Source organism: Sphingomonas sp., assembly GCF_003248515.1.
Taxonomy (GTDB): Bacteria; Pseudomonadota; Alphaproteobacteria; order Sphingomonadales; family Sphingomonadaceae; genus Sphingomonas_I.
On the sequence record NZ_QFOB01000002.1, the window covers coordinates 254363 to 265317 of the forward strand.

9 protein-coding genes and 2 tRNA genes are annotated in these 10955 nt (G+C 66.0%); 5 read left to right on the forward strand and 6 right to left on the reverse strand.

Annotation, left to right across the window (positions count from 1 at the left end):
* Positions 1 to 4: 4 nt before the first annotated feature.
* Complete coding sequence (locus tag DI605_RS04385; protein ID WP_293969608.1) at positions 5 to 1009, reverse strand: LysR family transcriptional regulator; 1005 nt, start codon at positions 1007 to 1009, stop codon at positions 5 to 7.
* Between the two features lie 123 nt (positions 1010 to 1132).
* Here DI605_RS04385 and DI605_RS04390 point away from each other — a divergent pair, with 123 nt between their 5' ends.
* Positions 1133 to 1690, forward strand: a complete 558-nt coding sequence (locus DI605_RS04390) for a hypothetical protein (RefSeq protein WP_293969611.1) — start codon at positions 1133 to 1135, stop codon at positions 1688 to 1690.
* Positions 1691 to 1938: 248 nt separating this feature from the next.
* Here the strand turns inward: DI605_RS04390 and DI605_RS04395 are convergent, their stop codons facing one another.
* Complete coding sequence (locus DI605_RS04395; protein WP_293969614.1) at positions 1939 to 4701, reverse strand: bifunctional aconitate hydratase 2/2-methylisocitrate dehydratase; 2763 nt, start codon at positions 4699 to 4701, stop codon at positions 1939 to 1941.
* A 348-nt stretch (positions 4702 to 5049) separates the two neighbouring features.
* Positions 5050 to 5124: transfer RNA gene (locus tag DI605_RS04400), tRNA-Gly, on the reverse strand.
* A 201-nt stretch (positions 5125 to 5325) separates the two neighbouring features.
* On the opposite strand from DI605_RS04400, the gene pyk reads away from it, so the two are divergent.
* Complete coding sequence (gene pyk / locus DI605_RS04405; RefSeq protein ID WP_293969617.1) at positions 5326 to 6783, forward strand: pyruvate kinase; 1458 nt, start codon at positions 5326 to 5328, stop codon at positions 6781 to 6783.
* Between the two features lie 187 nt (positions 6784 to 6970).
* Here pyk and ykgO read toward each other — a convergent pair whose 3' ends face one another.
* A complete protein-coding gene (ykgO, locus tag DI605_RS04410; protein ID WP_003046794.1) occupies positions 6971 to 7096 on the reverse strand; it encodes a type B 50S ribosomal protein L36 in 126 nt (41 codons plus the stop codon).
* 172 nt (positions 7097 to 7268) lie between these two features.
* Here ykgO and DI605_RS04415 point away from each other — a divergent pair, with 172 nt between their 5' ends.
* Positions 7269 to 7856, forward strand: coding sequence for a DUF4136 domain-containing protein (locus DI605_RS04415; RefSeq protein ID WP_293969620.1), 588 nt, complete (start codon positions 7269 to 7271; stop codon positions 7854 to 7856).
* Positions 7853 to 8971, forward strand: a complete 1119-nt coding sequence (locus tag DI605_RS04420; protein ID WP_293969623.1) for a M14-type cytosolic carboxypeptidase — start codon at positions 7853 to 7855, stop codon at positions 8969 to 8971. Before DI605_RS04415 ends, DI605_RS04420 begins: the two co-directional genes overlap by 4 nt.
* Positions 8972 to 9087: 116 nt before the next feature.
* Here DI605_RS04420 and DI605_RS04425 read toward each other — a convergent pair.
* Both DI605_RS04425 and DI605_RS04430 read right to left on the reverse strand, forming a co-directional pair.
* A tRNA-Cys gene (locus DI605_RS04425) sits at positions 9088 to 9161 on the reverse strand.
* Between the two features lie 77 nt (positions 9162 to 9238).
* Entirely contained in the window at positions 9239 to 9523 is a 285-nt protein-coding gene (locus DI605_RS04430) for a GNAT family N-acetyltransferase (protein WP_293969625.1), read from the reverse strand.
* A 60-nt stretch (positions 9524 to 9583) separates the two neighbouring features.
* Between DI605_RS04430 and DI605_RS04435 the strand changes: the two genes are divergently transcribed.
* A complete protein-coding gene (locus DI605_RS04435) occupies positions 9584 to 10900 on the forward strand; it encodes a M28 family peptidase (protein ID WP_293969628.1) in 1317 nt (438 codons plus the stop codon).
* The last annotated feature ends 55 nt before the right edge of the window (positions 10901 to 10955 follow it).

A 10955-nucleotide genomic window follows, 5' to 3' on the forward strand; every position in this document is an offset into this window, starting at 1 on the left:
CGGATCAACCGCTTCGGTCATTCGGCGTGGCGCGATCTCCGGGCCGGCATGGCATTCGGCCCGCTTCGAAAGCCGTCTGGCGCGGTTCTGTCCCGCCCCAGACGGGCGGATCGCCGATCGCCTCGCGCAGGGCCGCGCTGATGATGCGCAGGCAGGCGGAAGGCTGGGCGAGCGCGCGCAGCAGCCATACGCCCGTAGGCGTCGCATTCCAATGTTCGCCGCCAGGCCCCAGCCGTTCCAGCCTGCCTGCCTGCACGTCATGTCCGACCACCCAGTCGGGAAGGAAGGCGATGCCGATGCCGGCAAGACACGCCAGCCGCATCGCCTCGAAATCGTCGCAACGGAATATGGCTTGCGCAATCGCGGCCGCGCCGCCGGGCCTGGCGGCGATGTCCCCCCAACCGAGCAGATCGGCACCGTGGAGCTTGTCGATCAGGCGGTGGCCAGCCAACTCGGCCAATGTCTCCGGGCGGCCGGCGCGCTCGAGATAGCCTGGGCTCGCCACCAGCAACCGGCGCTGATCGGCGAGCTTCGAGGCGATCAGCGTGCTGTCGGCGAGCCGGCCGATGCGGATGACGGCATCCAGTCGCTCCCGCACGGGATCCGCCAGACGCTCCGTCAGATCCAGTTCGACCGCCAGCCCCGGATGATCGGCCATCACCCTCTCCAGCGCGGGGATCACATAGCGTTTGCCGAAGGTGGGAAAGCAGGCCAGCCGGAATGTGCCCGCGATCGCTCCATCGAATGCCGCGATTTCGGCATGCGTGTCGATCAGCTGGTCCAAGAGCGGCTGTGCCCGCTCGTGCAGGCGTTCGCCCGCGTCCGTCATCGTCAGGGCACGCGTGGAGCGGATCAGCAGCGGCACGCCGAGCGAATGTTCCAGCGCGTCGATCTGGCGCACGATGGCCGAGGGTGTCTGCCCGCGACGCCGTGCCGCGCCCGAAAAGCTGCCGTGGCGCACCACCTCGACGAACACCGCCAGATGCTCGGCGAAGCGGGGATCCCTCATATGCACTCCATCTTTGCCGAAATCGCAAAGCCGTTTGCGAATGAGCGTGCGTTATCATCGCCCCCCTGTCGAGGCATTCCCTGCCCATCGGAGCGCCGCCCCGCGCCGCCGAAATCAAGGAGAATGACCGTGAAGATCCTCGACCAGATCCTGTCCCAGTCCGCTTATTCGCACGAGATCGATGTGCCGCTGGCGCAGATCGACATCGCCGAATGGCTGTTCACCCTTCCGGAAGCGGAATATCAGCGCTGCTGCGTGCCCGATCATATCGCGGCCGGCACCACGACGACCGATGATGGCCGGCGCATGTCGATCAACGTGGAGATGATCGGCACCGGCCTCGTGGTCCAGCATTATGTCGCCGACGAGGCGACGCCGAGCTACGTGCGGATGAACTCGATTTCGGATGTATTCACCGCCAATGGCCGCACCCAGGTCAATGTGCTCTGGGAACTGATCGCGGAAGATGCCGGCGGGGGCCGCACCCGCTACACCAACCGCGTCACCGCCCGACCCACCGATGCCTTCATGGCCTTCCTCGAAGTGCATGGCATCGCGTTCGAGGATGCCGCCGCGGCGCGTCAATCCGCCGGCGGCGATCATAATCGCCGCGAAACGCCGATGTTCGCGGAAAGCATCGCCCGCCGCGCGATCGCCCGCGCCGGGGAAGCCGCCATCTAAAGCGATGGCGAAGCGGGCGGAGTTCCTGCCGTCCGGGAATGGCCTCGAGGATCGCTTTGGCCCGGCGGAGCGCCGCCCCGTTCCTTCACAGGATCGATAGCCGGTATGGCGTCCGGGTTCGGCGGAAGGGGGGGGCGGCCCGCCAGAGTGGCACGGGCGAACCGCCCATGCCGCGCCCGGCCGCCGCTTTATTGCTTCGGCAGAGCCCCGTTCGCTCCCCGCGCGGGGAGCGAACGGGGTTTTCGGCCTCAGGCCGCCTTGGGCGGCGCGAACTTGGTCAGGTCGATCCCCGCGACGGCGCTCTTATATTCGTCGGCGCTCGGCGTGCGGCCGAGGATCGTCGAGAGAACCACCACCGGGGTCGAGGCCAGCAGCGATTCACCCTTCTTCTCGGCCGTATCCTCGACCACGCGGCCCTGGAACAGGCGGGTGGAGGTGGCGAGAACGGTGTCGCCCTTCTCGGCCTTCTCCTGATTGCCCATGCACAGGTTGCAGCCCGGACGCTCCAGATAGAGCATATTTTCGTAAGCGGTCCGGTTGGCCGTCTTCGGGTGCACGTCGTCAAACTCGAAGCCCGAATATTTCCGCAGGATCTCCCAGTCGCCCTCGGCCTTGAGCTCGTCGACGATATTGTAGGTCGGAGGCGCCACGACGAGCGGCGCCTTGAATTCCACCTTGCCCTCGGCCTTCTCGATGTTGCGGAACATCTGGGCGATGATCTTCATATCGCCCTTGTGCACCATGCACGATCCGACGAAGCCGAGATCCACCTTCTTGGTGCCGCCATAATAGGAAACCGGGCGGATCGTGTCGTGCGTGTAGCGCTTGGATACGTCGGGGTTGTTCACGTCCGGATCCGCGATCATCGGCTCGTCGATCACGTCGAGATCCACGACCACCTCGGCGAAATATTTGGCGTTGGGATCGGGCGCGAGCGCAGGCTTCGTGCCGGAGCGGATCTCGGCGATGCGGGCATCGGCCTTGGCGATCAGGCCCTTCAGCGTGCCCGCCGCATTCTCCATGCCCTTGTCGATCATGATCTGGATGCGCGCCTTGGCGATTTCCAGCGATCCGATCAGCGTCTCGTTGTCCGAAATGCAGATCGAGGCCTTGGCCTTCATCTCCGCTGTCCAGTCGGTGAAGGTGAAGGCCTGATCCGCCAGCAGCGTGCCGATATGCACTTCGATGATGCGGCCCTGGAAGACATTGTCACCGCACTGCTTGAGCATCTGCGCCTGGGTGGCATGGACGACATCGCGGAAATCCATGTGCGGCTGCATGCGGCCCTTGAAGGTCACCTTCACCGATTGCGGGATTGGCATGGTCGCCTCGCCCGTGGCCAGCGCCAGCGCGACCGTGCCCGAATCCGCGCCGAAGGCCACGCCCTTGGACATGCGGGTGTGGCTGTCGCCGCCGATGATGATCGCCCAGTCGTCCACGGTGATGTCGTTCAGCACCTTGTGGATCACATCCGTCATCGCATGATAGACGCCCTTGGGATCGCGCGCGGTGATCAGGCCGAAATTGTTCATGAAAGACATGAGCTTCGGGATGTTGGCCTGCGCCTTCTTGTCCCACACGGAAGCGGTGTGGCAGCCGGATTGGTAGGCGCCGTCCACCAGCGGCGAGATGACGGTGGCGGCCATCGCCTCCAGTTCCTGCGCCGTCATCAGGCCGGTCGTGTCCTGCGATCCGACGATGTTCACCTTCACGCGCACGTCGGAGCCGGCATGCAGCACCTTGCCCGGCGTCACGCCCACGGCATTGCGGTTGAAGATCTTTTCCACCGCAGTCAGGCCCTGGCCCTCGACCGTGATTTCCTTGTTCGGGGCGAAGACCGGCGTCGGCTCGATGCCCAGCGTCTCGGCGGCGAAGGTCTGGAGCTTCTTGCCGAAGACGATGGCATAGGAACTGCCCGCCTTCATGAACTCCATCTTCTGCGGGGTGAAGGCGGCGGCGACATCGACCAGCTCGTTGCCGGCCTCGTCGGTCAGCTTCTTGCCCTTCACGTCGATCTTCAGGATCGTGCCGGTTTCGACCGAGAATTTCTCCTCCAGCACTGGATTGCCATCATTGTTCAGGATCGGCTTGCCGTCCGGGCCGTTCATCTTGACCCAGTTCTTCAGGTTGATGCCGATGCCGCCGGTCACGTCCACGGTGGTCGCGAAGATCGGCGAGATGCCGTTCGTGCCCGCCACGACAGGCGCGTAATTGACGAAGGGAACGTAGGGGCTCTGCTGCTTGCCGGTCCACAGCGCCACATTGTTCACGCCGGACATGCGCGAGGAGCCGACGCCCATCGTGCCCTTTTCGGCGATCATCATCACGCGCTTGTCGGGATGCTGCGCCTTGAGCGCCACGATCTGCTTCTGCGCCTCGGGCGAGATCATGCACTGCCCGTGCAGTTCGCGGTCCGAGCGCGAATGCGCCTGGTTGCCGGGCGAGAGCAGATCGGTCGAGATATCGCCCTCTCCGGCGATGAAGGTGACGACCTTGATCTCGTCTTCCACATCCGGGAGCTTGGTGAAGAATTCCGCCTTGGCGTAGCTTTCCAGCACCGCCTTCGCTACCTCATTGCCCGCCGCATAGGCGTCGCGCAGGCGGAACAGGTCGGCGTCATAGAGGAACACCTGGGTCTTCAGAACGTCGCCCGCCTGCGCGGCGATGGCGGCATCGTCGCCAAGCGCGATATCCAGCAGCACCTCGACCGAAGGGCCGCCCTTCATGTGGGACAGCAGTTCGAGCGAGAAGGCGGGCGTGATTTCCGGAACGATCGCTTCGCCGAGGATGATCTGCTTCAGGAAGGCCGCCTTCACGGCGGCGGCGCTCGTGGTGCCGGGCAGCGTGTTGTAGATGAAGAATTTGAGCGCTTCGGCGCGATGCTCGCTGCCGGCATCCTGGATCAGGGCGATGATCTCGCTGAGCAGCTTGCCGTCGTCGATCGGCTTGGGAGAGAGCCCCTGCTGTGCTCTGCTTTCGATTTCGGCCAGGTAATCCAGGTAAAGGCTCATCTTGTTCCCAATGCCATGAAGCGCACGAAGGCGGATGCGGTGCCACCGACCGGCCTTGTCAACCGGCCTGGGCTGGTGGGTCGCGCGTACGCCAACCGGGGCCAACTGGCAAGGCGCCGCAGTGCGGCAAAACCGGCACTTCGCGGCCTGTGCGGATTGCCGGGACGGGGGCTGCTAGCGGGTCGATCGGGAGGTGGAGGTCCCCCTTTTCCGTGAATACCAGCACGGAGCCGGAACCATGACGCGGTGCGGCGTGGATGGAAGGCTGATCGTTGTCCGGCCATGTTCCGGACACGCGGATTCCCGTACCGCAAAGCGGTTAAGTGTATCTGACACTTCGGGAAACGCTGGAGCGGGCGAAGGGATTCGAACCCTCGACCCCGACCTTGGCAAGGTCGTGCTCTACCCCTGAGCTACGCCCGCTCGCGGCGTTGGAGGAGGGCTGTGCCCCCCGGGGAGCGGGGCTGATAGCAGATGTTTTGGGCCGCGCAACCCCTCCATTTCGCTTTTCTCGGGCCTCGCGCCGAACTGCGTTAAATCACGTTGCCGGGGCGTGCCGCGAGGTTGCATCGCCGCGTGAGCAGGGCATAAGGCCGCCGCCGCTCACAGAAAGAGAAAATGTCCATGCCGAGCCAGATCGCTCCCCGGGGACGCAAGGTGCGCGTTGTCGCGACGCTGGGTCCTGCTTCCAGCTCTCCTGAAATGATCCGCGCGCTGATGCTCGCCGGTGCCGATACGTTCCGCATCAACATGAGCCATGGCGGCCATGAGGATAAGAAGCCGCTGATCGCCGCGATCCGCGAGCTGGAAAAGGATCTCAAGCGCGCCACCACGATCCTGTTCGATCTGCAGGGGCCCAAGCTCCGCGTCGGCCGGTTCGAGGAAGGCCGCGTGATGCTGGAGACGGGCGCGGAATTCGTGCTCGATCGCGAGGATATTCCCGGCGATGCGGCGCGCGTGCGGTTGCCGCATCCCGAAATCTTCCAGGCGCTGGAGGTCGGCGCGCGGCTGCTGCTGGATGATGGCAAGCTGGTGCTGCGCGCATTGTCCGTCTCGCCGGAGAAGATCGTCACGCGCGTCGAGGTCGGTGGCGCGCTCTCCAATTCGAAGGGCCTGAACGTGCCCGATGTCGTGCTGCCGATGGCGGCGTTGACGGAGAAGGATCGCCGCGATCTGGATTTCGCGCTGGAGGAGGGGGCGGACTGGATCGCCCTGTCCTTCGTGCAGCGGCCGGAGGATGTGGCCGAGGCGCGCCGCCTGATCGGCGGCAAGGCGATGCTGCTCGCCAAGATCGAGAAGCCGGCCGCGGTGGAGCGGCTGGACGGGATTCTGGAACTGGCCGATGCGGTGATGGTCGCGCGTGGCGATCTGGGCGTGGAATGCCCGCCGCAGCAGGTGCCGCTGGTGCAGAAGCAGATCGTCGCCGCCGCGCGCGCGATGGGGCGTCCGGTGGTGGTTGCCACCCAGATGCTGGAATCGATGATTCTGTCGCCCACGCCCACGCGGGCCGAAGTCTCCGACGTCGCCACCGCCATCTATGATGGCGCGGATGCGGTGATGCTCTCGGCGGAAAGCGCGGCCGGCGCCTGGCCGGTGGAATCGGTCGCGATGATGGATAGCATCGCCAAGGCGGTGGAAAACGATCCGGGCTATGCCGCGCGCCTCCATTTCACGGAGACGCTGCCGGATGCGACCACGGCCGACGCGCTGAGCCTGGCCGCGCGCGGCATCGCGGATACCATCTCGGCCAGCGCGATCATCTGCTTCACGCTTTCCGGTTCGTCCGCGCGCCGCATCGCGCGCGATCGTCCGTCCGTGCCCGTGCTGGTGCTGACGCCGAAGCTGCAGACGGCGCGGCGCATGGGGCTGCTGTGGGGCGCGCATGCCGTGCAGACGCGTGATGTGGCGAGCTTCGAGGAAATGGTGGGCAAGGCCAAGCGCATGGCGCTGCGCCACGGTCTCGCCAAGGCCGGTGAGCGAATCGTCATCATGGCGGGCGTGCCGTTCGGAACGCCGGGCTCCACCAATGTGCTCCACGTCCAGCGGCTGACCGGCAAGGAACTGGACGGCTATCGCGATTGAGGATGGGGATGGCGGCGGGCGCACCCGTGCGGGCCTGCGCCTGCCGCTTTCTTCACCTCCAGCCCTTCGGCATTCCGCAAATCTTCAGGAGGAGGGGCGCGGCCGTCTCTTCCATCGATCTTCTCCGGACGCGCGAAAACGGCCGCGCGATTGCCCGCGCGGCCGTTTCACTCAGCCGAAAGCCGGATCAGCCCTGGCGGGCCTTGAAGCGGCGATTCGTCTTGTTGATGACGTAGGTGCGGCCGCGACGGCGGATCACACGGTTGTCCCGGTGCCGGTCCTTGAGCGACTTGAGCGAATTGCGGATCTTCATGGCCCGGTTACTGCCTGCTTGGTCTGGATTGTCGAAAGAGAGGCGTCCGTTAGGTAGAGGCGCGCCGAGAGTCAAGGAAAAGCGCGGCGACGATCCGATGCAGCGATTTCCACGGGTGGGACGTTGCACCTCCGATATGGCGCTTCTACCAGCTGCGCAGGGAGATTTTTCGATGCACCTGAAGCCGCTTGCCGCCTTTGCCGCCCTTCTCGCCCTGGCCGGTTGTGCCACCACGCCCACCAGCCGCGTGACGCGTTTCCACCTAGGCGAGCCGATCGCGCGCGGGGAGATTGCGGTGGAGCCGCTGGTGCCGGCCGATCGAGGCAGCCTGGAATATCAGACCTATGCCTCGATCGTCGGCGCCGAACTCGCGCGAATCGGCTTCACAGAGGCACCCGGCCTCAAGCAATCGGAGCAGGTGGCGGTAATCTCCGTCGAGCGCGGCTCGCGCGAGACGCTGGCGCAGCGTTCGCCGGTATCGGTCGGGCTGGGCGGCTCTACCGGCAGCTATGGCGGGGGCGTGGGCCTCGGCATCAGCTTCCCGATCGGCAAGAAGCGCTCGAACGAGATCGTGGTCACGCGCCTTGCGGTTCAGATCAAGCGCCGCTCGGAGGGCACGGTCATCTGGGAAGGCCGGGCCGAGACCGCCGCGCCGGCGGGCTCCGCCGCCGCCGATCCCGCGACCACGGTGAAGATGCTCGCCTCGGCCGTTTTCCGGGATTTCCCCGGTGTCTCCGGCCGCACGATCACCGTGAAATGAGCGCGCGCATCTCGGCCGATTTCGATGCCGGCAATATTCGCGTCGTCGCCGCCCAGGGGGATCGCTTCGATCTGGAAATCGTCGCCGATGGCGGCAGCGATTTCTATCAATGGTTTTATTTCCGCCTGACGGGCGCGGCCGGGCGGCCGATCGAGCTGCGGATCCTGAACGGCGCCGGATCGGCCTATCCGCTGGGCTGGCCCGGCTATTCCGCGCGCATCTCCGCCGACAGGGTTCACTGGCGGCTCGCGGAGACCGAATATCGCGACGGCGTGCTCACCATCCGCCCCACGCCAGAAAGCGACACTCTATGGATCGCCTATTTCGCGCCTTATTCGATGGAGCGGCACCATGATCTGGTGGCGCGCATCTCCGCGCGGCCGGGCGTATCCTATCGCTCGCTCGGCCTCACGCTCGATGGGCAGGAGATGGACTGCCTCACGCTAGGCGAAGGCGGCAAGCAGGTATGGCTTTATGCCCGCCAGCATCCCGGCGAGACGATGGCCGAATGGTGGATGGAGGGCGCGCTGGAGAAGCTGACGGATCCGCATGATCCGGCCGCACGCGCCCTGCGCCGCGCCGCGACCTTCCATATCGTGCCCAACATGAATCCCGATGGCTCCCGCCGGGGCCATCTGCGCACCAACGCGGCGGGCGTGAACCTCAACCGCGAATGGCATGCGCCCACGCCCGAGCGCAGTCCCGAAGTGCTGGCCGTGCGCAACCGGATGGACGAGACCGGCGTCGATTTCGCGATGGACGTGCATGGAGACGAGGCGATTCCCTACGTCTTCGTCGCAGGATTCGAGGGGATCCCCAACTGGACGGACCAGCAGGGCGCCCTTTACCTGCGCTATCGCGAGACGCTCGCGCGCCGCTCGCCCGATTTCCAGATCGAGCATGGCTATGCGGTGGCCCGGCCGGGATCGGCCAACCTCACCATGTCGACCAATCAGGTCGCCAATCGGTTCGGCGCCGTTTCGATGACGCTGGAAATGCCCTTCAAGGACAATGACGGGCTGCCCGATCCGGAATTCGGCTGGTCGGCCGAGCGATCGATGCGGATGGGCGCGGACTGCATCGGCGCGCTGCACGAGATTATCGGCGAACTCTGAGGGGACGAAGGCGGAGCCCGTGCCTCATCGGCGCGGGCCTGCGCCGCTTCCGGAAATCCGCTTGTCCGGCGTCGCCCCACCCGCGGGGCCAGCGGCACGGCGTGCATCGAGAGAGTTGGAGGCCCGAGCCGGAATCGAACCGGCGTGCAAGGATTTGCAGTCCTCTGCGTAACCACTCCGCCATCGGGCCATCGCTTCTCGAAGCGCCGGCTCTCTCGAGGGGAAGCGGGCTGATAGCGGGGAGGGCGCGCCCCGGCAAGCCGCCTGTCAGCCGGAAATCAGATCGGCCTGTTCGGGATGCTTGGCGAGATAGGCCGCCACGAACGAACATTGCGCCACGATCGTCTCGCCCCGCGCGCGCACCTGCGCCAGCGCGCCGCCGATCAGCTTCGATCCCATGCCCTGTCCGGCCAGGGCCTGTGGCACGATCGTGTGGGTGAAGGTCAGGACGTTGCCGTCGCGATGATAGGCGGCGAACGCGATATGGCCGTCGATCACAAGCTCGAAGCGGCTTCGCTCCGCCCGATCAATCACGTCGGTGGTTTCGGCCATCGTCATTCTCCCTTCCGATTCGGGTTGCAACACATGGCGCAGGCCAGCAGGTTCCGGCGCATGAAAAAAGCCGTCTTTCTCCTCGCCGCATCCTCCCTTCTCGTCGCGGCCGCCCCGGCGCAGCCCGATCCGGCCGCCCTGCGTGCCACGATCGCCTCGCTCGTCGGCTTCGGCACGCGCCACACGCTTTCCACCACCACCGATCCGAAGCGCGGCATCGGCGCGGCGCGGCGCTGGGCGGCGGGCCGCTTCGAAAGCTATTCCAAAGCGTGCGGCGGCTGTCTCGCGGTGGAAACGATCGGCGATATGTTCACGGGGCCCCGCGCGCCCGATGGCGTGCGGGTGGAGGATGTGATCGCGATCCAGAAGGGCACGGGCGATCCCGATCGCGTGGTGATCGTGCAGGGCCATATCGACAGCCGCGTGAACGATGTGATGGATATCGCCACCGATGCCCCCGGCGCCAATGACGATGCCTCGGGCAGCGCGCTCGTGATGGAAACGGCCCGCTTGCTCTCGCGCGAGAAGTTCGCCGGCACCATCGTCTATGCCCTGCTGTCGGGCGAGGAGCAGGGTCTGTGGGGCGGCAAGCTGCTGGCCGATACGGCGAAGGCGCGCGGCTGGAAGGTCGCGGCCGTGCTCAACAACGATATCGTGGGCAATACGCACGGCATCGGCGGCGAACATGTCGACGATAAGGTGCGCGTCTTCTCGGAAGGCATACGCTTCCTCGGCGATCCCCGGTTGCAGCGCCAGACCGGCGAGGAGGATGACAGCCCCTCGCGCGCGCTCGCCAAGGTCGTCGTGGCGACGGCGGCGGCAGATCCCGGCATCGGGCTGGAGGCGCTGGCGATCCGCCGTCCCGATCGTTTCCAGCGCGGCGGCGATCAGACCCCGTTCCTGGAGGCCGGCCTGCCCGCCGTCCGCTTCACCGAGGCGACGGAGAATTATGATCGCCAGCACCAGACGGTGCGCACCGAAAATGGCCGTCGCTATGGCGATACGATCGAGTTCGTCGATTTCCCCTATCTGGCGAAGGTCACGGCGCTGAACATGGCCGTCGCGCGCCGGCTGGCGGAGGCGCCCGCCGCACCGGAATCGGCCGCGATTTCAGGCGCGCTGAGCGACGATACGAAAGTCAGCTGGCCCGCCGTTCCGGGGGCGGCCGGCTATCGCATCCGCTGGCGCCGCGCGGATGGCATGGCGTGGACGGATAGCCGCGATGTCGGCGCGGACGTGACCAGCGTGGATCTCGCCCGCACCAATATCGACGATCATTTCTTTGCGGTCTCGGCACTGGCGAAGGGCGGCGAGGAAAGTATTCCCACCTTCGCGGGCGCTCCGCTTCGTCCGACGCCCGGCACCACCGCGCGATAGGCTCCGCCGCCGGCATGGCCGCCCGGGCCATGCCCGTTCCACCCTGGAACTGCCT

What these genes read in the sequence shown, in the direction of transcription:
- DI605_RS04435 (WP_293969628.1), top strand. Translation starts at nt 9,584, where the DNA reads ATGAAAAAAGCCGTCTTTCTCCTCGCCGCATCCTCCCTTCTCGTCGCG.
- ykgO (WP_003046794.1), bottom strand. Translation starts at nt 7,096, where the DNA reads ATGAAGATCCGCAATTCGCTCAAGTCGCTCAAGGACCGGCACCGGGAC.
- DI605_RS04395 (WP_293969614.1), bottom strand. Translation starts at nt 4,701, where the DNA reads ATGAGCCTTTACCTGGATTACCTGGCCGAAATCGAAAGCAGAGCACAG.
- pyk (WP_293969617.1), top strand. Translation starts at nt 5,326, where the DNA reads ATGCCGAGCCAGATCGCTCCCCGGGGACGCAAGGTGCGCGTTGTCGCG.
- DI605_RS04420 (WP_293969623.1), top strand. Translation starts at nt 7,853, where the DNA reads ATGAGCGCGCGCATCTCGGCCGATTTCGATGCCGGCAATATTCGCGTC.
- DI605_RS04390 (WP_293969611.1), top strand. Translation starts at nt 1,133, where the DNA reads ATGACCGTGAAGATCCTCGACCAGATCCTGTCCCAGTCCGCTTATTCG.
- DI605_RS04430 (WP_293969625.1), bottom strand. Translation starts at nt 9,523, where the DNA reads ATGGCCGAAACCACCGACGTGATTGATCGGGCGGAGCGAAGCCGCTTC.
- DI605_RS04415 (WP_293969620.1), top strand. Translation starts at nt 7,269, where the DNA reads ATGCACCTGAAGCCGCTTGCCGCCTTTGCCGCCCTTCTCGCCCTGGCC.
- DI605_RS04385 (WP_293969608.1), bottom strand. Translation starts at nt 1,009, where the DNA reads ATGAGGGATCCCCGCTTCGCCGAGCATCTGGCGGTGTTCGTCGAGGTG.